Here is a 20,014-nt window from a genome sequence, read left to right as displayed (position 1 = left end):
TCATGACCGAGCGGGACATCATCCTCAACGAACTCGCCCAAGGACTGCGCCCGATGTCACAGGGCATCGAGTGGTTCGACACCCACAGCCCGGAGGAGCAGGCCGAGATACTTCTGTTCCTGCGCCACCACTGCGTGCAGGCGCGCGCCGTCACCGAAGACGGACCGGAGAGCATCCGACGTGCCGGGCTGCGCCCGACGCACACCCCGGCGGCCTTGATCACCTGCGGCCCGATCGACCAGCAACTGGGGAAGATCGCCGGTCTCACCCCTGTCGACGAACGACGCAAGGCGTTCCGGCTACTGGTCGAGGTCCTCGCGGTCGCAGACGAACGGCGCCGCGAACGCTTCTGCTCCGGCGGATGCGGTCACTGGTGGCACAACTTGCCCGTCGCCGACGGGTGAGGACGAGTCCCCCGGCGCTGGCCTCCGCCCCTGGACCCCATGTGCGGCAAGACGGACTGACGGCGGTGTTCATGCGCTCGTGTCGTCGGCGGCGGAGCCGATCACCGCGCTCAGGGCCTGCAAGGCGTCATCGTATTGGTGGCGGTCGAACTGGAACGGACCGAATGCCACGTAGTCGCGGGTCTTGCGGTGGGGTTGCTCACCGCTTGGGGATCTCCACCCAGGAGGCTCCGGACAACTCCTCGGCTCCCGTGGTCATCCATCGCTGCTGCCAGGTATCCCCGGGCCGGCTCGACAGCCAGCGCAGCAACTTGATCACCCCGCGGCGGCGTCCCGCTCGGGTGCCGTTCGCCACCGGAAGGAACGGCGCCGTCGTCAGGTGTCGCAGCGTCTCCTCAGACGACTGCGCGGTCTGGGGCCACCACCGTTGTGACGCCCGAGCCGGGAACTGCTCCCGCAGTCGGCTGTTTCGCGCCTTGGCCTGCTCCGCGCTCGGGTTCGTGATCTCCAACGGCTTGCGCGTCGTGTGCTTGACGACGGCCGTCATGACGAGCGCCCGAACAAGACCTCCAGCGACGCCGGATCGTAGCCTGGTGCTGGCGGCGGTGGCACCGGCTGGATGCTCGTGCGGACCTGGCGTGCGTGATGTGCCAGCACGCCGGCCACGACCTGGTCCTTGTGCGGCGTCAGATAGACCTCCGTGGCGGACAGGTGAGCGTGTCCGAGCACCCACTGCACGTCGGACAGCGTCAGCTTCGGGTCGCGCACCATCCGGGCGGCCGCGCTGTGCCGGAGGTCATGAAGGGTCCAGTCGGCGCCGAGCGAGGCGTTGACACGCTCGAACATCCGGTGGGCGCCATGGTAGGTCAGGGGTCGGCTCGGATCTCGCCGTGTCCACCACACCGGCTGGGTGCGTCCTCGCACAACCTGGCCTTGTACCTCCTGCTGGTAGAGGCGCAGCCATACGAAAGCGTCCGCAGATGCCGGCACCTGCTGGACCGCCCGCGAGCCCTTGCGCACCACGCTGATCAACTGCTGGCCAGGATCGACGTCGCGCTGACGCATGCCGATCAGTTCCGAAGCCCGCACCCCGGTGGAGATCCAGAAGGCGACCAGGGCCCGGTCGCGGTTGGAGGGCAGCGCCGCGAACAGTTTGTTGAACCATGCTTCCGGAATCGAACGCGGGATTCGCCGCGGCAGGCTCGGCCGGTACCGGCCCGCGCGCTCAAGCTTCCAGCCGGCCATCGGATTGTGGTGCGCGTGAGCCCGTCCAGAGCGGCGGGCAAGATCCAGCGGGAACGGGTTGAGCAGCGGGCCGGTCCCCGCATCGCGGTGCACGCCGTAGAACCGGCGCAGGACCGTCTCGCTGTGCACGACGGTGGCCGGAGCGTACCCGGATCCGGTCGACGGCTTCCCGGTCACCGGGTTCGCGGCACCGGTTTCCCCTACCGCCCGCGGCCCCTGGGCCTTGACCTTCCTGGGTTTGACGGTCTGCTGGATCCAGCAGTTGAAATCCCGGGCTTCCCGGCGGGTCGCCCGATCCCAGGGAACATCCACGGACCGCAGGAACCGACACCACCGCAACAGATCCATCCCGTAGGAGCGAACCGTTGACGGCGCTTTCCCGGCCGCCCAACTCCTGGAAGTAGACGGCGACCGGCTCGACGGCCGCTCCGTCGGGATCGATCAGCTGGTACGGCTCGTACCGGTTGCCGGTCTCCATCAGCCGACCCCACTGGGGAACCGCCAGGGCTGCCAAATCTCGTCGGGGAACATCCTTCATCACGACCGTTGAACGTAGTGCCCAATGACTCCGTCCGCCCACTGAACTGGGCAATCTCAGGTTTCGCTCAGTCAACGGGGCGTGTTCATGGACGCAGGGAGTGCAGAGCGTGCGCAGACGCCGAGGGCGACCTTCCGCAGTTCGAAGTGGGCGAGGAAGTCCTGCCACTCCTGTGCGGTGGGCTCGCGGTACTCCTCTTCGGGTCGCAGCGCCCGGCAGCGGGCGATGAAGGATTGGTGGTGGTTGATGACGTCCTCGGGATAGATCGCGGCATAGCCGAGGGTCGTGTCGACCGTCCGGTGGCCGCAGATGCGGGCGGCGATGTGCGGGGGCAGGCCGGAGCGGAGGGCGTCGGTCACGAAGATTCTTCGGAAGTCGCGGGGCGTGTATCCCAGCTGCTCGTTGCCGGGCCTGGTCAGCCCGCTCGCGGCGAGGGCGTCGTTGAGGCAGGTGCAGATGTAGTGCGGAGCGCGCCGCCGAGCTGGGTACGCCGCGGCTGCAGGTACTGGTCGACGAGCGGCTGCGAGACCGGGAGATGGGCGTCTTCGAGCTGCATCCCCCTGCCGCCCTTCATGCCCGGGCACCGGAGGAGGCGGGCCGCCGCCAGCTGCTGGGCGAGTGGTCTACCGGCCTCCCGGCGGCGAGGCCTTCACCGACGTCGCCGTCCGGGTCGGCCAGTTCGTCACCGACCTCGGCCGGGCCGCGCCGCAGCGGCGGGTCCTCATCGCGGCGCACGACGCCGTGGTGATCGACCTGCGCTACGTGCTCGCGGGCATCGGCGCGTCCGCTCCCGAGCAGCTGCCGCCCGTGGCGAACCTCGGTGTCCTGCTGGAACGGTGACGGCCACCGCCTTCGTCTGTCCTCCTGGGGCGACACCGCCCACCTGACCTCACTCGACAACACCGAAGGAATGACCCGCGTATGAACGACCAGTCCCCCACCGACCCGGTGCTCGCCCACGTCGAGCCGGTGCCCGGCGGCCTGTACGGCGACCAGCCCTACGAGGCAGCCCTGAGCGATCTGCGTGCGGCCGTCACGGAAGTCTCCGCGGCGCTGCGCGACGCCGACGCGACCACTGCCCAGCAGCTGACCCACTACCAGCAGGAACTCAACCGGGCCCAGCTCCAGTTGCGGCCCGGTGACTCCGACGCTCTCCAGCGCGCCCATACCCTGGCCCGCACAGTCCGCCAGTCCCTCGCCGGCGGAATTGCGTGAGTACAACGACGGAGGGGCAGCTGCCGCTGGAGGAGAACCGGCGCATCTTCCGCGAGCAGATCGCCCCCGTCTTCCTCGACGGCTGCACCCCGCAGCGCAGCCCGGTCGCCGTGATCGTGGCCGGGCAGACCGGAGCGGGCAAGACGGCGGTGACCGCCATGGTCAAGGAGCGCTGGAGCGCACCGGCACAGCGACCCTGGATCAACATGGACTTCTACAATCCCCACCACCCCGACTACGCGCGCTGGCAGGCGGAGCGGCCGCAGGAGGCCGACGCGCTGGTCCGCCCGGACGGCGACCTGTGGAGGGAGCAGGCCCAGCTACGCGCTGGAGCGCGGCTAGCGGGCGGCGAGTTTGTCGAAGCGGGTCGCGATGGCGCGGAAACTGCTTGAGCCCGTTGAAGCAGCGTTCGACGACGTTGCGGGCCTGGTAGAGGTCGCAGTCGAAGGCCGGTGGTCTACCGCCGGCCCGGCCACGCCGCTCCGGTTGGCCTTCTGGTCCGCTCTCTCCCGGACCACTGCCCGGATGTCCCGACGCCGCAGCGTCTGGCGGATCGCCCGTGACGGCGATGACCGAGTCGGGCCTGTGGCGCGGCCGACCGACGCCCATCCGGGGCACTCTCACCGCGCCCGAGGAAGCCCTTCTCTGGATGAAGAGTTCCAAGAGGCGTAGCGATAACGCTACTCGTCGTGCTAGGAGCTGTCCCGCTATGCACATGAGGTGGCCGGGGCAGGTGTGGGAGCAACGGCCATACTCGACGTGTGACGATCACGGATGTTGACGATCTGCTGGCAGACCCATGGGATCTGTTGGCGGGGACCGACTGGGCTTCACTCGAACATGCCCGTGGGTCGGCCGCAGGAACCCCAGCTCTGCTGGCCGGACTCTTGGCGGACGACGCCGGCACACAGACCAGGGCTCTGCGGCACCTCAACGACCCGGTGCATCACCAGAACACGATCTACTCCGCGACCGTGCCTGCGGCAGCGTATGTGGCGGCGATCCTCGGCGACCCGCGCACGGGCACCGTTGTGGTCGACCGTGATGGCCGATCCCTTCCGCTGCGCGCTGCCTTGCTGGACTGGGTGACGTCGGTCGCCATCGAGGTCGACAGCGAGGCAGAGGCTCAAATGGCAGGCGTGGGGTTTTGCCTGGAGGAGTATCCAGAGTCCGTCCAGGTCCGGGCACTGCGTCCCGGGCTCTTCCAGGCTGTCTCTGCTTTCCTACACGCTCCGGACCTTGCTGTTCAGGAAGCGGCCATTGCTGCGGCTGTTGCGCTCCTGGACGCCCCGGAGCTCGTTCAGCAGCGTGTCCCTCTCACCCCGTTGGTCCGTGATGTGCTGGTCTCAAGCGACAACCGTTCCTATCGCTTCATTGCCCGCCGAGGTCTCAAGTCCTGGGGAGAAAACACAGGTTTGCAGCCTGACGAGCAAGACTCGGATCTGTGGACGGGCGGCTGCAGCAGCGAACCGCCCTTTTGACCGCGATCTCCACAGAGAAGAGAGTGATCACCTCTCCCGGCCGGTGTGATGCCATGATCACGCTGTGGCTGGTGTGATCACGGCGTCGGAGCCTTCCTGGATTGCCCCGTTCAGCGGACTGAGCCCGCGTGGCTTCCACAAGCTGAACACCGCGTTACGCCGGGAAGGAGCGGACCCGACACGCAAGGCCGCCCCTGGAGTCACTCTTTGGAGGACCGTGTGCTGCTGGTGACAACCTACTCGCGCACGAACTTGACCCTGCGGCAGCTGGCACCGCTGTTCGGCGTCTCGAAGTCCTCAGCCGGCCGCATCATCGATCATCTCGGGCCGTCGCTCGCGCTCCGGCCCCGCCCGCGGTTCCGCAAGGATGCGGTACTCATCGTGGACGGGACTTTGGTGCCCACGCGCGACCACACAATCGCCGAGCAGTCGAAGAACTACAGGTACTCGACCAACCATCAAGTCGTCATCGATGCCGACACCCGGCTCGTGGTCGCGGTCGCGGTCGCGGTCGCGGTCGGCCGGTGCCCGGCAACCGCAATGACTGCAAGGCGTGGGCGCTGTCGGGCGCGAAGGACGCCGTCGGCAGGACCACGGTGATCGCGGACGGCGGCTACCGGGGCACCGGGCTGGTCATCCCGCCGCCGCGAACGCGGCCAGACTGAACTCCTAGCCTGGAAGGAGGAACACAACGTCTCTCACCGCAAAGCGCGTGCCCGCGTCGAGCACGCCTTCGCCCGGATGAAGGATCAGGAACAGCACGCGATCCGTGCCCCACGGGCCAGGCCGGTGATGCGCCGGCCTTCGAGGCGGTCATGGCCGGAATCCGGGTCCCGCGAAGGGGACTCGGCAGGCCAAGAACCCGTCCAGCGATCGTCCTTGCGGATCGCGCCTACTCCTCCCGCGCAATCCGTGGCCATCTCCGTCGACGCGGCGTCCGTGCCGTCATCCCGCAGCCTGCGGACCAGATCGGCCACCGACTGCGCCGAGGCCGCGCCGGAGGTCGTCCACCCGGCTTCGACGCTGAGACATACAAGGAGCGCAATGCTGTTGAGCGGTGCATCGCCCGACTCAAGCAGTGGCGCGGCCTCGCAATGCGGACGGACAAACTCGCAGTCGCCTATCAGGCCGCCCTGCACCTCGCTGCCATTCTGATCTGGTCCCGCAGGTGACCGGGTGCCGATGTGAGCCGACCTATTCGAGGTCGGTGCTCGGTTGGCGCCGCCAGTCCCAGTCGGGGTGGCGGTCGACGAGCGTGAGGAACTCGCTCGCCTGCAGGATTTCGTAGTGGTTGGTGTCGACGAGCCCGTCGAGTTCAGGGAGGACGTCACGGAGGAAGGCCCGGGCCGCGTCCATGGATTGGCACGAGACGTAGACCGCGTATGGTTCGCCGATCTGGGTGGTCACCTGATCAAGCTCGTCGCTCTCGTAGTCAGTCAGAATCCCGCATGAGAGGTCGATGGAGTACGAGTACCCGTGCCAGTGCAGCCTGTCGTCACCCGTCACAGGATCCGGCACTAGCTCAAAAGCACGCATTCACCCTTCAACCAACGGACGTCGATCCGCGGGGACAAGGATGATCACAGATGGCCAGGACACTCGTCTACCTCCCCGGCGACCGTAGCCGAGCAGCCCCCTCGAGGCGCCAGACTTTCCGGTCGGTTGGGCGGCCTCTCCAGCAAGGAGACAGGCCCTAGACCTGCTCGTCCGTGATCTTTCGCGGGGCCCCTGAACGCGGTCGGTCCACCAGGCCCTCCAGCCGGTCCCGCAGTTGGCCCCCTTGGCGCGCACCGCGACAAGACCTTGGCCCGGCCGAAGTCACCCCAGAGCATGTCATGCCCATGTTCTGATGCTCTGTTTAATCAGCTGCACGTGGGCACTCAGTAGATGCCGCGTCGATCTTGACGCGTTCCTTACCCGCGGAGCGCATCACACGCTCCGATGAACAAGAAAGGTGCCTTCTCATGAGCGCTGTGAATCCGGTCGGCAACGCAGGCCACCACGCGGGCACCGATACGGCCGCTCACCGGCCGCGCCGGCTGTCGACCGAAACGAAGGCCGCTTTCAAGACCACCGAGTTCTTCGCCTACATCGCCGCGGTCGTCGCGGTCCTGATCGCCTCCATGGTCGTGGGAGACGACGAAGGCCACGCCGACTACTTCCGCGCCGACAGGGCATGGCTCTACATCGTGGTCCTCACCGTCGGCTACATGATCAGCCGAGGCCTGGCCAAGTCCGGCAGCCGCGACCCCTACGACGAATCCCGCTGACCCCTCGTACAGAGGCCGCGAGGGTGACCGGCAACGGAATGCTCTGCTGAGACCCCTGCACGAGCACAAGACTCGGCGGTAGTGGCCCGTGCCGAACCACTCGGCACGGGCCACCTCCGCGTGCGCCGGTTCCTGTGTGCCGGGCGAGCCGCTCCCCCGTCAGCGCCCGGCCGGTTGGGGATGTCGGGCGCGGATGCGGAGGCGGTGTGGCGACTGAGCCAGTCGCGCGGCTCCCCGGGCGTCCCTTGGGTGCGCCTGATGCCGCTGCCTGGATTCGGCCGGGCGGGCGGGCCCTGCGCCTCAGACCGGTTCTGCGGTTGCCTGAGCGAGTTCACCGGGCAGGTTCAGGTACAGCGGTGCGGGTCTGCTGACGGCGTGGACGGTCTTGCTCCAGTGCGGCCCGTACTGGTCCTTGTAGGCGTGCTGGCCGGGGACTGTGCGGCCCAGGTCGAGGTATTCGTATCCGGCGCTCGTCAGGTCCTGTACGAGATGGCGCGAGGGCGTGGCCGGGAGCGAGGTCCTTGGCGCCGGGGTCCATGGCCGGCACGACGGAGTAGGCGCGGCGGCCTCGTGCCAGGCACAGCCGCATCGGATCTCTCACAAGGCTTATACGCCAAGCAGCCACCACCGCCATCCACGACGGCACCGAACGCATCACCAAAGCTGCCCTCGACGCGGTACAGCTCGACCACCTCGCCGAACAACACAACCGCCCCACCTGCAGCCGCTGACCCCCACTCACCGAACCGGCAAAACAGCGCTGACCAGCACAAACACCAACCGAGTCTTTACGCGCTGGCGAAACCCACAACGAGCCCCGCCCCACTCAGAACACACGACACAACCCCAGCTCACACCCCGAACGGCCCGCTGGAACCGTGCACCCCGCATCTCTCAACGAACCCACAACACACCAGGCCAGCAAGCCCGCGATACACCAACAAGCCCCCCTCCGAGCGTTAGCAGGGTCTCGCTCCAGACAGACCTCGCCAACGCCCTGGAACGCAACACCCGGCTGACGGCACGCGTCCGGCAGCCGGAAAACGCCTGTCCGAGGAGTTGGGCACGACGGTCTGGACCGAATCCGGCCTCGGTGCCCCGGCCGACCTCGACCAGCTTCAGCGCCGCATCACTGAACTGGAACAACAACTCGCCGACGTGAAAGGACAGTTGGGCGATCGAACCGAGGAACTAGACGCGGCACGCGCCGCAAACCGGAACTGACCCGGGCACTAAACCACACGCCGGAGGGAACGGGACCGCCTACAGCCCGAAGGCCCCGCCCTCGATCAGGATGAGCAGACCGATCGCGATCAGCACCGGCGGCAGCAGAATGTGGCTCCAGCGGCTGAGAGCGTTGGCGACGACCGGACGGGTGGCGAAGATCGGAAAGACCACGGCATACAGGCTCATCAGACGATCACTCGCGCATACGGCCTGACGCGGGCGAGTCGAGCACCGCTTTGAGGATGCGTTGCAGCTCAACGCGGTCCTGGGGGGTAACCCTCGCCAACCTGCGGTCGTACTCCGCCGCGAGGGCTGCAAGTGCTCGATCGCGTGCTTTCGTGCCCTCGTCGGTCAGTACGAGCCGGTGACGCCGCAGGTCCGCCTCGTCGATCTCGCGTCGGATGAAGCCCTTGGTGACGAGGTTGCGGACGTAGACCGTCACGCTGGCCTTGGGCAGCAGTAGCGCGGTCGCGATCTCGGCCGGGTACGGCGATGCCTCCACCTCGGCCAGGACGAAGAACTCCTTCGTCTCCAACCCGAGCTCCGCCAACTCCTCCGTGCAGGCATCCATCACGACTGCCAGCAGCCGCTGGTTCAGCGTCCACAGCTGCGCCCCGTCGACCGGCATGCGGCTCCTCCATCGATGCGGTACAGTTTCGTACTAGTTTCATGTGGTACAAGATGCGACCTTGTACTGGACTCCTATGGAACAACAATTTCACGAAGGAAGCCAGGCATGATCCAGCACCTCACGATCCCGCGCGGTCCCATCAACCTCGCCGCGGACCTCCACCTGCACAACAACGCCGACCGCAGCACACCGCGGCCCGCCGTCGTGCTCTCCACCCCACGCAGCAGCGTGAAGGAGCAGATCGGCGCCAACTACGCCTCCCGTCTCGCCGCCCGCGGCATCGCGGCGCTCGTCCTCGACCCCGCCCATCAGGGCCAGAGCGAGGGCGAGCCCCGCGACCTCGAAGACCCCTACCGCCGAGGCGAGGACATCTCCTACGCCATCGACGTGCTCACCACGACCCCCGGCATCGACCCGATGCGCATCGGCATCCTCGGCATCTGCGCCGGTGGCGGCTACGCCGTCCACACCGCCCGCACGGACCACCGCATCAAAGCAGTCGGCACGGTCGTCCCCGTCAACATCGGCAACGCGTTCCGCAGCTTCTCCCCCGACGGTCCGGCCGCAGCACTCGACGCCCTCGCGGACGCACGCACCGAAGAGGCCCGCTCCGGCGAGACGACCCGCGTGAACTGGCTGCCCGACACCCTCGAGGACGCCGCGGCAGCGGGCCTGACCGACATCGACACCACTCAGGCCATCACCTATTACCGCACCGAGCGCGGCGGCAACGAACACTCCACGAACCGGCGCCTCCTGCGCAGCGACTCCCTCCTGCTGGGCTACGACGCCTTCCACCTGGCCGATCAACTCATGACCCAGCCCCTCCAGGTCATCCTCGCCGGACGCATCGGCAACACAGGCTCCTACGACATGGGCATGCAGCTGTGGAAGCTGGCCCCCAACCCCGTCGACCTCATGGTGATCGACGGCGCCGGCCACTACGAGATGTACGACGAACCCGCATACGTCGACGCCGCCGTCAAACGACTCACCAGCTTCTATGCGAACAACCTGTAAGGCACCCGAACCGGCCACCCTATGCAGGCACAGCACCGATACGTGGGGCCGGCCTGTCAAGCGGCAGTCTTCAGCGGCGTCCGGGATACGGATCTCGGATGCTGTTGGAGTGCATGGGGCCGGTCGGTGCCTGATGGCGCGCGTGTCGTTCTCGACGCGTGATCGATGCTGAGGGTGTCCAAGATCGTCTTATGACAAACGACCTGGACACTCTCACGGCACGCACGGCTCCGCAGTGCCACCCGGGCTCCACGGCACCCCCGTCAACGAGATGGCCGCCCAACAGCCCCTTCGGGCCACAACACCACACCTGTCGCGCACTCCAGTGGCTGGACTGGACGGCCGCCGGCCTGGAAGGGCTGTGCTTCAGACGACAGTGGGGATGGGTGATGGCACCATCCGACGGCCTGACTCTCCGAACGACTGACGCTCAGGCTGTCCTTGATGAGAAGCATCGGCTGGCCGGACGGTGCCGTCTGGCACGTGGCCGGGCGTGCTTCTGTGATTTCATAGGAGCCTGGCTAGAGGTTCCATCACTGTCTTGTCGTCTGCCGACCGCCTCGTGCTGGGATAGCGGTGATCGGGGGCATCGACACCCACACCGACCTCCACCAGGCGGCACGACGGCATCGTAGGGGCCGGCGAGCACGCGGTGAGAGACAGTCGGCAGTATCAGCCGCCCGGAACCGGCACAACACCCTCAGCCCAGTCACGCACCTCCGGAAGCATCACCTCCGCCCCGACCCTTCCCCCACCGACGTCCCCCGCCTGACGTCACCGCCGCACTGACGCAGACTGCGGCCGGGCGGAAGCTCGCGATCAACACCGGTCTGTGCAGGCTGTGTGCCGAGGGGGCCACGCTTCACTCGCTGCGCCAGGCGGATGTGCCCATTGGAGGCCTTGGCCACTGCTATGGCGTAGCTGGTGTTCGCCGCCCTCGGCTATCCGCAGTCCAACCGCAATCGCGCCTCGGTCTTCAGCCGCGGTCGCGCAGCCCGGGATTCATCCTCGGGCGTACGAGCGTGGTCATACCGGGCGGTCCGCCGTGACCAGCCACGACGTGCTGAGCAGCTGGACTGTGCCGTCCGCCACCTCCTGGGCGCGCAGATGGTCCGCCAGGGTGCGGCGGGCGCGGGATCGCGTGGCCGCGTCGGCCTGCTCCATCAGATGGCGGCCGGGGCCGGTGCCCAGCAGGAACGCCGCCGCGTCTTCGGCTCCGTGCCCCCATGTCCCGTACGCCTGCACCTGGTGGATGCTGATGCCGGTGAATCCGGCCGCGGCGAGCACTTCGCGGATGCGGTCCGGGGCGGCCAGGGAGAACATGCCGGGCAGACCCGGCCGTCCGAAGTCACCGACGGGCAGGACGTCGCGCAGCGACGCCATCGCCGCAACCCAGCCGTTGAGCGTGGCATCGGCCGGGCAGACGAACGCCAGGTGGCCGCCGGGCCGCAGTGCCCGGGCGACGTTAGCGAAGGCCACTACCGGGTCGGCGAAGAACATCACCCCATAGCGGCTGACCGCTGCGTCGAACGAGCCCTCCTCGAAGGGGTACACCTGGGTGTCGCCTTGCACGAAGGAGGCGTTGGTGATGCCCTCCCGCTCGGCGCGGGCCCGCGCCTCGGCCAGCATCGGGCCAGACAGATCGAGGCCGAGCGCGTGCCCTTGGGGCGCTCTGAGCGCGGCGAGGTGCGTGGTCTGCCCGGAGCCGCAACCAAGGTCGAGGACCCGGTGGTCCCCGGTGATTCCGACGGCATCGAGCAGTGGTTCGTTGAAGCCCTCGTTCACGGCGTTCCAGCGGTCCTGGTTGCGGGCCCAGTGGGAGCCTTCCGGGCCGTTCCATGCCTGCGCCTGCTCGGTGTTGACAACGTCCGGCACGGGGGGCCTCCTGTGGTGAACGACGGAAATTGGGTCCATGACGCGCTACATGCCGGTCGAGTCGTGCGTGGCGGTGTCGGCGAAGCCGAACTTCTCGTAGAGGAAGCGGGCGGGGCCGTCCGCGATCAGGGAGATGTAGGCGGTGGCGGGTGCCCGGCGCTCCAGCTCGTCGGTGAGCGCGGCCATGATGCGCTTGCCCAGTCCGCGTCCTTGGTGGGCGGGGTGTACGCACATGTCGACGATCTGGAACGCGATACCACCGTCCCCGATGATGCGGCCCATGCCAATCGGCTCTCCTTCGTGGTGCAGGAGCACCCCGTGCCAGGTGTTGGGAAGGGCGAGCGCAACCGCCTCCGGGGCCTTGTCCGAGAGGCCGGCATCGGTGCGCAGGCGGCGGAAGACCGCGACGGAGGGCACGCCCACGCTCAGCTCGTAAAGATCACTCAAGCCATTCACTCCCGATCGTCCAATGTGCGCGGTGATGGGCCTGCTCCGGTGCTCGGCTCGTTGGTCAGTGACCGGATTCGGCGTGGTCCCCGTGGTCGCTGAGCTGCGCTTGAAACCAGTCGTGCAGTGCGTCGACCAGCGCGGGCTCGTCGGTGGCGTAGGTAAGAGTGGCCCCGTCGGGCCGTTCCCGGTAGCGCACTTCGATGCGCTCGTAGCCTTCTTGCAGTCCCTTCAGGCCCGGCATGCTGTCGCCGTGGATTTGGGCGGGGTCGCCGAAGTCACCCCGGCCGAACGCTGTGGCCTCCTGCTGGAGGTGGGTGCGTATGAGGCCGATCTGCTTGGTGTCGTCGGCCTGGTCGGCGACGACGTCCTGGACCCCGCCGGTCTCGGTGGGCGTGAAACGGTGGGTGGTCTGTTCGAGGTCGAAGGGCATCACGCTCTGGCCGCGTTCGGCCACCGTTTCCTGCCGGTCGTCACCATCCTGCTGCGGGCTCCCGATCAGCACGACTGCGGTCAGGGCCGCGCCGGCACCCCCTGCGGCGATGCCAGCCATCCAGAGTCGTCGCTTGCGGTTCATTAGGTGCCTCCGCGCGCAGTTCGAGGGCGGGCGCTACGCCCGCTCGTTTCGGGTGGGGTCGCTTCCATCGCGTGGCCCTGGTGCGCCGCACGGGCTTACGCGTTCTTGGACGGGATGAGCCACAGGGCGATGACGGCGGACAGTGCGGCCACGCCCGTGGCGACGAGGAACGCGTCATCGAAGCCGGAGGCGGTGTTGGCGCCGGTGCGGACGGCGATGCTCGCGGCCGCGGCGCTGGAGACGGCCGCGGCGCCGACCGAGGCGCCGAACTCGTGGAAGGTGCTGACGATTCCGGAGGCCACGCCGGCCTCGTGGGGAGCGACGCTGCTGAGCGCGGTGGCCGCGGCGACAACGAACAGCGCGCCCAGTCCCGCCGCGGCGATGCTCACACCGGTGACCATGGCGGCGGTTCCGGACCAGAGCACCGGCACGAGGAAGCCGACGGCTGCGACGGCCAGGGCGACCGCGGCCAGCATCCGTGCTCCCAGACGGCCGATCACGCGGCCGGCGGCGGTGGCGGCGGCCATCGTCACGAGCGCCACCGGCAGGAACAGCACGCCGGTCGTCAGAGCGCCGTGGCCTTGATGGTTCTGGAGGTAGAACGAGCCGAGGAAGAAGGCCCCCACCATCAGTGCGGTGGTGACGGCGATCACGAAGGTGCCCGCCACCACCGGGCGCCGGCCGAGGAGACGCAGGTCCATCAGCGGTGCCGCCGCCCGGCGCTGCCACGCGGCGAAGGCGGCGTAGGCGGCTGCCGAGAGAGCGACCAGGACGACGGTGACGGTGTCGAGCCAGCCGTGGTCGCCGGCCCAGATCAGGGCGTAGATGAGGGCGCCGGTCGCCGCGGCGACCAGGGCGGCCCCGGGCACGTCGAGGGAACCGGTGGCCGCGCGGGGCAGGCTCGGCAGGATCCGGGCCAGCGCGACGAGGACGACCAGGCCGACGGGGACGTTGACGAAGAAGACCCAGGCCCAGCCCGGGCCTGCCGTGATCAGACCGCCCAGCAGTACACCGAGCGCGGCGCCTCCGCCGCCGAGCGCCGACCAGATGCCCAGCGCGCGGTTGCGCTCGTCGCCGTCAAACAGCCGCACCACCACGGACAGAGCGGCGGGCGAGATCATCGCGGCGCCCACCCCCTGGGCGATCCGGGCACCGAGCAGCAGCGGGGCGCCGGTGGCGAGCCCGGCAGCCAGCGACGCGACGGTGAACACGGCAAGCCCGGCCAGGACGACCCGCTTGGGAGCGAACAGGTCCGCGGCCCGGCCGCCGAGCAGCATCAGACTCCCGAACGTGAGGGCGTACCCGCTGACCACCCAGGTCAGTGCGGCGCGGCCCAGGTCCAGTTCGGCGCCCATATGGGGCAGGGCAATCGCGACCACGGTGATGTCCAGGATCAGCATCAGCTGGGCCAGCCCGAGCAGTCCCAGGGCCGTCCAGCGCAGCGGGTGCGGTGCATCCGGTGCGCGTGTGGTGGTGGTTTCCGTGTCGCTCATGACGCTCACCCCTCACCGCTAAGTCATACAGGGGTGTTCACGTTATACGCCCCGAGGGTATAAGCCAAACAGAGTTGTACGACTTGCCGGGGTAGGGTGGGTGCATGGGCAGCAAGAACTCCACGGCCACCAAACGCGCCGACGCTCTGCGCAGCATCGACGCGATCGTGCAGGCCGCCGCCGAATGCCTCGGACGCAACCCGGAGGCGAGCATGAGCGAGATCGCACGCGTCGCGGGTGTGGGCCGGGTGACGCTGTATGCGCACTTCACCTCCCGGGCAGAGGTCGTCGACGCGGCGATGAGCCGTGCCATCGACCGGGGCAACGAGGCACTGGACGCGGTCGATCTGTCCGGTGACCCGCTGCTCGCGCTCGCGCGTTACGTCGAGGCCGGCTGGCATCTGGTGGACCAGGCGCGGGCCCTGCTCGTCGCCGCCCAGAAGGAACTCTCCGCGGGACGCATCCGCGAGCTGCACAGCGGGCCCGCCGCGCGGGTCGAGACGCTGGTCGCCCGCGGCCGCGCCGAGGGCGTCTTCCGCACAGACCTGCCGATCGCGTGGCTGGTCAATGTCCTGCACACGGTCATGCACAGCGCCTCGGAGGAGATCCGCGCCGGCCGTCTCACCTCCGACCGCGCCGCCCACCACATCACCGCCACGGTCCTCGCCGCCTTCACGCCCCCGGGCAAGCCGGTACCCGAAACCGGAGGCGTGGCGTAACGCCGACAGCCCACGACGAAATGCTCGGCACGGGAGGGGCCGCCAGGTGGCCGAGGCGGGGCGGCACGGGCGAAGGGCCTGCTCAGCATGTGGGATGTCATGGCGATGAGTCCGTGTTCGCCAGCAGGCCAGGCGTGCGCGCGGGTCCCTCAACGTCACGCTCTTGCGGGTGTATCCGTACGATGGCGGGCATGACCAGCAGCACCCGATCGAGCCGCCGGCCCACTGGGCCGCTGTTCGCGCTGCTGGTGCTGACCGTGCTGGCCGGGGTCCTGGGCATGCACGCACTGGCTCCCGACGGAGCGCCGGCATCCGAACACGCCATGACCATGGCCCATGCTTCTGCCACGGAGCAGGCAAGCGCGGCATGCTCGCACACCGGCGGTGGCTCCGGGCACCTCGCACACGCCGACGGTACGTGCGCGGCGGCGGGCATCGGCTCCGCGTACGCGCCGCCCGCGCTGGCCGGCGCCCTGCCCGACTTCCTGGCCGCTGCCGGTGTTCCGATCGCCGCGCCGGCGTCGGCCGTGCAGGGCGGCCGGGCGCCGCCTGACCTCTCCGAACTGCAACTCCTGCGGATATAGAGCGGCCCGCACGGCACTCCCTCATGCCCTGCCCGGGGCGGGTGCCGTCTTCGGCCTGGTCTCTTCCCCCTGATCCCGCGCGCCCGAGACGGGCGCGCGTGAAGGAGTTGCACCACCATGATCCGCAAGCGTTCCCTGATCCGCCGCGGCGCCGCCGTGGCCGCCGCCGGCACGGCCGCTCTCGTCCTGGCCGCATGCGGCGGCAGCGGCGACAGCGCGACCGGGCACAACGGCCACCCCGCGACCTCGGCGTCTACTTCGGCCTCCGCCTCGCAGGGCCAGCACAACGCCGCCGACACCGCCTTCGCCCAGGGGATGATCCCCCACCACCGTCAGGCGGTGGAGATGGCCGGCCTCGCCCCGTCCCGCGCCGAGTCGACCGAGGTGAAGAAGCTCGCCGAACAGATCGAGAAGGCCCAGGACCCGGAGATCAAGACCCTGTCCGGGTGGCTGACCTCCTGGGGCGAGGAAGTGCCCGCCGACGGCACCATGGACCACTCTGCTCACAGCGCGGGCGCGATGATGACAGCCCAGGAGATGGACCAGCTGGGGAAGGCGTCCGGCACGGCGTTCGACACCGCCTTCATGCAGATGATGATCAAGCATCACGAAGGCGCGGTGGCGATGGCCAAGACGGAGAAGACAGAAGGCTCCTTCCCCGGCGCCAAGAAGATGGCCGACGCCATCATCACCTCGCAGACCGCCGAGATCACGAGGATGAACGACCTCCTCGGCAAGAGCTGACCCACTCCGGCAGTGGGGGTGTGCTGTGCCTGCGCGGCCCGCACACTCCCACTGCTTGGCACGCTTCACCCACTTTCCGGAATACCCCCCAGGGGTATATCGTTGTGGTGTGGGACACGGGATCGGGTCACACCTGGACGGGATTGGGGATGACGGTCATGGACCACACCGCACACCACACCGGCACCGCTCACGACAACGCCGCACAGGCGGCCGGAGGCCACGGAGGGCATGGCAGCGCGTCCTGGGGAACGGCGGTCAAGGCAACGCTGCACTGCCTGACCGGATGCGCGATCGGGGAGATCCTCGGCATGGTCATCGGCACCGCCCTGCTGTGGGGCAACGTGCCCACCATGGTCCTGGCGATCGCCCTGGCGTTCGTCTTCGGCTACTCCTTCACCCTGTTCGCCCTTCGCAGGGCGGGCCTGGACCTCAAGAGCGCCGTCAAGGTGGCACTGGCGGCGGACACCGTCTCCATCGCGATCATGGAACTCGTCGACAACGGCGTCGTCGCCCTCAGCGGCGCCATGGACGCCCACCTGTCCGACACCCTGTTCTGGACCGCACTGCTCGGAGGCTTCGCCGTCGCCTTTCTGATCACGACCCCGGTCAACAAGTGGATGATCGGCCGGGGCAAGGGCCACGCCGTCGTCCACGCCTACCACTGACCTCTCACCCAGCAAGCGCACGCCCGGGCGGCACCCTTTGCGGGTACGCCCGGGCGCGTTTGCACTGCAGGCGCCATCTGGCGAATGTCCGGCGACCGGCCGGCCGGTTGGGGGTACAGGTTCAGTGCGGCAGGAGGCTCTGCTCGCGTCGGCGGCGGCGACCGTAGTTCGGTTATGCCTCGCGGCTTGAAGACCGACAGGGCGGCCGCGGTGAGCAGCGCCAGCAGGGCGGCGGCCGCGTCGGCGATCAGCTGGTTGCGCATGCCTTCCAGCTCGCCGCCCGCCAGTGTGGCCCTGGCCGCCGCGTCGGCGAGGTGTACGACCGGCTGCATGTGCACCAGCAGAAGCAGCGTGGCCAGCACCGTGATCAGCAGTTTCGCGACGACCCAGTAGTGGCGCAGCAGCCCCCAGACGGTGTCCAGCGACTGGAGAACGCCGGTGAGCAGCGAGGCGATGCTGAGGGGAACGATCACGGACCATCCCACCAGCTCCATCGCCGCATAGGAGCCCTGCACCGGGCGAGCTGCTGGACAGCCCGGCGACGGCCAGCGCCAGGAAGGCGGCGACCGCCCCCAGCCAGCCGACCGAGGCGGTGACATGGAGGGTGAGTGTCAGCTTGCGCAGCCGCGGCGGGAACGGTCCCACGGCGTGTGCCCGAACTCGCCGCTCCTCTCCACCAGGGCGTGCAAGCGGCGGCCGTCGACCTGAGCGAGACGGCGAGCGAAGTCCGGAGCCCCGGCCGCCGGGACATCGCGCAGCGTGCCGACACGGGAAGGCCGAGCATGCGGTCCTACGAGCAGCAGGCCCAAAAGGCCCTGGCCGACGAACTGTCGGACCCGATGACGCCATCCTCTACCAGGTGATCCCCGACTACCGTGACAGCACCAGCACCATTCCGCCTGGCGTCACCATGAGGGCTACGCTCGAGCGGGCGGACGGCTCGACACGACCGGTCTTCCCCGATATCCACATCAGCAACACCACGACCGACACGGGCCTGTTGAACCTCGGGAACTAGCGCCACAGGGGCGCCCACGGGAGCGAAATGAGCAGCACGACCCCACCGCGGCCGATCGACGTCACTGCGATATTTCCGCAACTGGCCCCCATGGCGCGCACCGCGACAAGACTGCACCCTCGGCCCGGCGCCCCGTCCCCGCATGACAGCTCAGTCGGCGGGCCACTGCTGTGGCCCGCTGACGAGCCCTGGCCGTACTGCGACGGGCCACACGAATGGGACGGCCTCAACGAGGTCTTGTCACCGGCCGACATCCGCCTGCAACGAGAAATCCGGGCAGCCGTGGCGGCCCGCCGCGCCGGCGGGACGCACCCACCGCACCACACACCTGAGGAACGGGCACTCGAAGAACGCATCAGTGCCGGCCAACCCTGGCCGGAGGGCCCAGTCGCCATGCTGCCCGTCGCCCAGCTCTTCGCCCGCGACGTTCCTCTGCTCAAGGCTCCTGGAAACGCTGACGCTGACCTGCTGCAAGTCCTCTGGTGTCCCTTCGACCACCCCGACCACCCCAGGACCGCCCTCTACTGGCGCTCCTCTGCCACCATCTCCGACAGCCTCGCAGTCCAGCCAGCCCCACCCGCACTGCAATTCCCCGGCTACCTCCCCGAACCCTGCCTGCTCACCCCGGAAGAAGTCACCGAGTACCCCAACCCCCTCGAGCTGAGCAAGGACGACCAGCAACAGCTCAAGGACCCCACGCGATGGCGGCAAGCCGGCTCCGGATGGGACGACGCCTACGGGGTCGCCGCCGACGAGTTCTACCGCAACCTGCTCTCGACCGCGCCCGGGTGGAAAGCAGGAGGCTGGACCCGCTGGGGCCTCACCGACCCAATGCCACGCCGCTGTTCCACGTGCGGAACCGACATGGACCCGCTGCTCACCATCGCATCACGCGAGTGGAACTCCAGCACCACCAGCTGGATCCCCCTCGAGGACCAGGCAGACGCCATCTCCTCCCCCGCCTCCGCCCAACCATCGCATCCGACCTTGCTGGATCTCGCCCGGGGCTACGATCTCCAGCTCCACATGTGTCCTGCGTCCCCAGAGCACCCGCACCTCGAACTCATCCAATGACAACGACCAGCTCCTAGTGTGCTGTTCGGACAGGCTGGTGACGCGGCTGGCCCCGCATCGCCGAGGCCGAGCGCGAGGGCTGGCTCGGGGAGGTCGAAGGGCTCAGGGTCAGCCTGGCTGGCGCTGAAGACAAGCTCGCCCAGATGGACCGACGAGCTTCCGACGGTACGGCGATCGACCTCGGCATGCCGCGCATAGCCACAGCTCAATCCACCCAGGCGGGGGGAACGGTTTCGCTGACACAATCACTGGATGACCAGTAATGACATCCGGTTCGACTGCCAGCACCGTGGCGACGGCGGCCCGCTCGTGATCCTTCCCCGCATCGATGGGGCACCGCCGAGGGTGCGGGCAGCTTGGCTCCGGCCCAGTCACAGACCCGCGAGCCCTGCGCCCGTCACCGCAGGACAACCGCTGCCAGGCATCACCGGGTGCTTCATCGACGAGCTCATCGATGCGCCAGATCTCGGCCAGGGACTTGATCAAGTGATCACGCACCGGCCGCGCATGGCCGCAGACGGGCGCCCCGGCCAACGCCCCACAGCCACAGCGAGGAGCCGAGACCCGGGCTCGAGGCAGGTGCGTTCATCTGATCAGCTGTGGCAACAAGCTCCGACCGCAACCCCCTTGCCTTCAGCGCTGGCGGAGTTCCTCGGACCAGTCCCGGAGCTGGTCCTCGAGGATCAGTGATCTGCGCCTCACAGGCAACCTGTCCGGCTCCGTCCACGTCTTGACCGGCAACGGATGACCCCGGCCCATGGGTCGGGGCTCATTTTCAAGGCGC

The 20,014-nt window shown here is 68.6% G+C and carries 24 protein-coding genes and 5 pseudogenes; 17 read left to right on the top strand and 12 right to left on the bottom strand.

Features of this window, described 5'->3' with window-relative positions; translation table 11 throughout:
- Positions 1–2: 2 nt before the first annotated feature.
- Positions 3–404 carry a DUF5958 family protein gene (locus ACFYO5_RS24205; RefSeq protein ID WP_388712107.1) on the top strand — a complete coding sequence of 134 codons (402 nt, stop codon included), beginning with the start codon at positions 3–5 and terminating at the stop codon, positions 402–404.
- A gap of 199 nt (positions 405–603) precedes the next feature.
- On the opposite strand, the gene ACFYO5_RS24200 is transcribed toward ACFYO5_RS24205, so the two are convergent.
- From ACFYO5_RS24200 to ACFYO5_RS24190, 3 genes are all read right to left on the bottom strand, one after another.
- The gene (locus ACFYO5_RS24200; RefSeq protein WP_388712104.1) at positions 604–951 is read right to left on the bottom strand and encodes a hypothetical protein; all 348 of its coding nucleotides are present in this window, start codon (positions 949–951) and stop codon (positions 604–606) included.
- On the bottom strand, positions 948–1,997 hold the full coding sequence (locus ACFYO5_RS24195; RefSeq protein ID WP_388712102.1) for a tyrosine-type recombinase/integrase: 1,050 nt from the start codon (positions 1,995–1,997) through the stop codon (positions 948–950). Before ACFYO5_RS24195 ends, ACFYO5_RS24200 begins: the two co-directional genes overlap by 4 nt.
- A gap of 261 nt (positions 1,998–2,258) precedes the next feature.
- The gene (locus ACFYO5_RS24190; protein ID WP_388712099.1) at positions 2,259–2,546 is read right to left on the bottom strand and encodes a hypothetical protein; all 288 of its coding nucleotides are present in this window, start codon (positions 2,544–2,546) and stop codon (positions 2,259–2,261) included.
- A gap of 259 nt (positions 2,547–2,805) precedes the next feature.
- On the opposite strand from ACFYO5_RS24190, the gene ACFYO5_RS24185 reads away from it, so the two are divergent.
- From ACFYO5_RS24185 to ACFYO5_RS24175, 3 genes and pseudogenes are all read left to right on the top strand, one after another.
- Positions 2,806–3,027, top strand: a complete 222-nt coding sequence (locus ACFYO5_RS24185) for a histidine phosphatase family protein (protein WP_388712096.1) — start codon at positions 2,806–2,808, stop codon at positions 3,025–3,027.
- Positions 3,028–3,108: 81 nt separating this feature from the next.
- Positions 3,109–3,402, top strand: a complete 294-nt coding sequence (locus ACFYO5_RS24180) for a hypothetical protein (RefSeq protein ID WP_388712093.1) — start codon at positions 3,109–3,111, stop codon at positions 3,400–3,402.
- A pseudogene (locus ACFYO5_RS24175) lies at positions 3,399–3,710 on the top strand (zeta toxin family protein); the annotation flags it as partial. The gene ACFYO5_RS24180 and the pseudogene ACFYO5_RS24175, both read left to right, overlap by 4 nt.
- A gap of 33 nt (positions 3,711–3,743) precedes the next feature.
- Here ACFYO5_RS24175 and ACFYO5_RS24170 read toward each other — a convergent pair.
- Positions 3,744–4,026, bottom strand: a pseudogene (locus tag ACFYO5_RS24170) (IS5/IS1182 family transposase); the annotation flags it as partial.
- Positions 4,027–4,163: 137 nt separating this feature from the next.
- Between ACFYO5_RS24170 and ACFYO5_RS24165 the strand changes: the two are divergent.
- The 3 genes and pseudogenes from ACFYO5_RS24165 to ACFYO5_RS24155 all read left to right on the top strand — a co-directional run.
- A complete protein-coding gene (locus ACFYO5_RS24165; RefSeq protein ID WP_388712090.1) occupies positions 4,164–4,883 on the top strand; it encodes a hypothetical protein in 720 nt (239 codons plus the stop codon).
- A 64-nt stretch (positions 4,884–4,947) separates the two neighbouring features.
- A pseudogene (locus ACFYO5_RS24160) lies at positions 4,948–5,630 on the top strand (transposase); the annotation flags it as partial.
- A 32-nt stretch (positions 5,631–5,662) separates the two neighbouring features.
- Positions 5,663–6,055, top strand: a pseudogene (locus ACFYO5_RS24155) (transposase); the annotation flags it as partial.
- A gap of 22 nt (positions 6,056–6,077) precedes the next feature.
- Here ACFYO5_RS24155 and ACFYO5_RS24150 read toward each other — a convergent pair.
- Positions 6,078–6,290, bottom strand: coding sequence for a hypothetical protein (locus tag ACFYO5_RS24150; RefSeq protein ID WP_388712088.1), 213 nt, complete (start codon positions 6,288–6,290; stop codon positions 6,078–6,080).
- Positions 6,291–6,847: 557 nt separating this feature from the next.
- On the opposite strand from ACFYO5_RS24150, the gene ACFYO5_RS24145 reads away from it, so the two are divergent.
- The 3 genes and pseudogenes from ACFYO5_RS24145 (at position 6,848) to ACFYO5_RS24135 (ending at position 8,377) form a co-directional block, all read left to right on the top strand.
- Positions 6,848–7,153, top strand: coding sequence for a hypothetical protein (locus ACFYO5_RS24145; RefSeq protein WP_388712086.1), 306 nt, complete (start codon positions 6,848–6,850; stop codon positions 7,151–7,153).
- A 584-nt stretch (positions 7,154–7,737) separates the two neighbouring features.
- Positions 7,738–7,884, top strand: a pseudogene (locus ACFYO5_RS24140) (ATP/GTP-binding protein); the annotation flags it as partial.
- A gap of 328 nt (positions 7,885–8,212) precedes the next feature.
- A complete protein-coding gene (locus tag ACFYO5_RS24135; protein WP_388712084.1) occupies positions 8,213–8,377 on the top strand; it encodes a hypothetical protein in 165 nt (54 codons plus the stop codon).
- Between the two features lie 39 nt (positions 8,378–8,416).
- Here the strand turns inward: ACFYO5_RS24135 and ACFYO5_RS24130 are convergent, their stop codons facing one another.
- Positions 8,417–8,551 (bottom strand): hypothetical protein, encoded by a 135-nt coding sequence (locus ACFYO5_RS24130; RefSeq protein WP_388712082.1) that lies wholly within the window; start codon positions 8,549–8,551, stop codon positions 8,417–8,419.
- Between the two features lie 22 nt (positions 8,552–8,573).
- Positions 8,574–9,008, bottom strand: coding sequence for a MarR family winged helix-turn-helix transcriptional regulator (locus tag ACFYO5_RS24125; protein ID WP_388712080.1), 435 nt, complete (start codon positions 9,006–9,008; stop codon positions 8,574–8,576).
- 108 nt (positions 9,009–9,116) lie between these two features.
- Here ACFYO5_RS24125 and ACFYO5_RS24120 point away from each other — a divergent pair, with 108 nt between their 5' ends.
- On the top strand, positions 9,117–10,031 hold the full coding sequence (locus ACFYO5_RS24120) for an alpha/beta hydrolase (protein WP_388712078.1): 915 nt from the start codon (positions 9,117–9,119) through the stop codon (positions 10,029–10,031).
- Positions 10,032–11,057: 1,026 nt separating this feature from the next.
- Here ACFYO5_RS24120 and ACFYO5_RS24115 read toward each other — a convergent pair.
- From ACFYO5_RS24115 to ACFYO5_RS24100, 4 genes are all read right to left on the bottom strand, one after another.
- A complete protein-coding gene (locus ACFYO5_RS24115; RefSeq protein WP_388712076.1) occupies positions 11,058–11,906 on the bottom strand; it encodes a class I SAM-dependent methyltransferase in 849 nt (282 codons plus the stop codon).
- A 45-nt stretch (positions 11,907–11,951) separates the two neighbouring features.
- A complete protein-coding gene (locus ACFYO5_RS24110; protein ID WP_388712075.1) occupies positions 11,952–12,353 on the bottom strand; it encodes a GNAT family N-acetyltransferase in 402 nt (133 codons plus the stop codon).
- Between the two features lie 64 nt (positions 12,354–12,417).
- Positions 12,418–12,930, bottom strand: coding sequence for an aspartate carbamoyltransferase (locus ACFYO5_RS24105; protein WP_388712072.1), 513 nt, complete (start codon positions 12,928–12,930; stop codon positions 12,418–12,420).
- 95 nt (positions 12,931–13,025) lie between these two features.
- Positions 13,026–14,423: an MFS transporter gene (locus tag ACFYO5_RS24100; RefSeq protein WP_388712069.1), complete on the bottom strand. Its 1,398-nt coding sequence runs from the start codon at positions 14,421–14,423 to the stop codon at positions 13,026–13,028.
- Positions 14,424–14,527: 104 nt separating this feature from the next.
- Between ACFYO5_RS24100 and ACFYO5_RS24095 the strand changes: the two genes are divergently transcribed.
- The 4 genes from ACFYO5_RS24095 (at position 14,528) to ACFYO5_RS24080 (ending at position 17,138) form a co-directional block, all read left to right on the top strand.
- The gene (locus ACFYO5_RS24095; RefSeq protein ID WP_388712066.1) at positions 14,528–15,142 is read left to right on the top strand and encodes a TetR/AcrR family transcriptional regulator; all 615 of its coding nucleotides are present in this window, start codon (positions 14,528–14,530) and stop codon (positions 15,140–15,142) included.
- A gap of 191 nt (positions 15,143–15,333) precedes the next feature.
- Positions 15,334–15,726 carry a DUF6153 family protein gene (locus ACFYO5_RS24090; RefSeq protein ID WP_388712063.1) on the top strand — a complete coding sequence of 131 codons (393 nt, stop codon included), beginning with the start codon at positions 15,334–15,336 and terminating at the stop codon, positions 15,724–15,726.
- A 117-nt stretch (positions 15,727–15,843) separates the two neighbouring features.
- A complete protein-coding gene (locus ACFYO5_RS24085; RefSeq protein ID WP_388712060.1) occupies positions 15,844–16,470 on the top strand; it encodes a DUF305 domain-containing protein in 627 nt (208 codons plus the stop codon).
- 158 nt (positions 16,471–16,628) lie between these two features.
- Positions 16,629–17,138 carry a DUF4396 domain-containing protein gene (locus tag ACFYO5_RS24080; protein ID WP_388712057.1) on the top strand — a complete coding sequence of 170 codons (510 nt, stop codon included), beginning with the start codon at positions 16,629–16,631 and terminating at the stop codon, positions 17,136–17,138.
- Here ACFYO5_RS24080 and ACFYO5_RS24075 read toward each other — a convergent pair.
- Positions 17,129–17,632 (bottom strand): hypothetical protein, encoded by a 504-nt coding sequence (locus ACFYO5_RS24075; protein ID WP_388712054.1) that lies wholly within the window; start codon positions 17,630–17,632, stop codon positions 17,129–17,131. The two genes, ACFYO5_RS24080 and ACFYO5_RS24075, sit on opposite strands and share 10 nt — an antisense overlap.
- A gap of 365 nt (positions 17,633–17,997) precedes the next feature.
- On the opposite strand from ACFYO5_RS24075, the gene ACFYO5_RS24070 reads away from it, so the two are divergent.
- Together ACFYO5_RS24070 and ACFYO5_RS24065 are read left to right on the top strand one after the other, a co-directional pair.
- The gene (locus ACFYO5_RS24070) at positions 17,998–18,156 is read left to right on the top strand and encodes a hypothetical protein (RefSeq protein ID WP_388712051.1); all 159 of its coding nucleotides are present in this window, start codon (positions 17,998–18,000) and stop codon (positions 18,154–18,156) included.
- 27 nt (positions 18,157–18,183) lie between these two features.
- On the top strand, positions 18,184–19,230 hold the full coding sequence (locus ACFYO5_RS24065; RefSeq protein WP_388712048.1) for a hypothetical protein: 1,047 nt from the start codon (positions 18,184–18,186) through the stop codon (positions 19,228–19,230).
- The last annotated feature ends 784 nt before the right edge of the window (positions 19,231–20,014 follow it).

This window comes from Streptomyces sp. NPDC006259, assembly GCF_042870975.1.
Taxonomy (GTDB): domain Bacteria; phylum Actinomycetota; class Actinomycetes; order Streptomycetales; family Streptomycetaceae; genus Streptomyces.
Note: the sequence above shows the minus strand (reverse complement) of the source record. Positions and strands in the feature narration are given on the sequence as shown.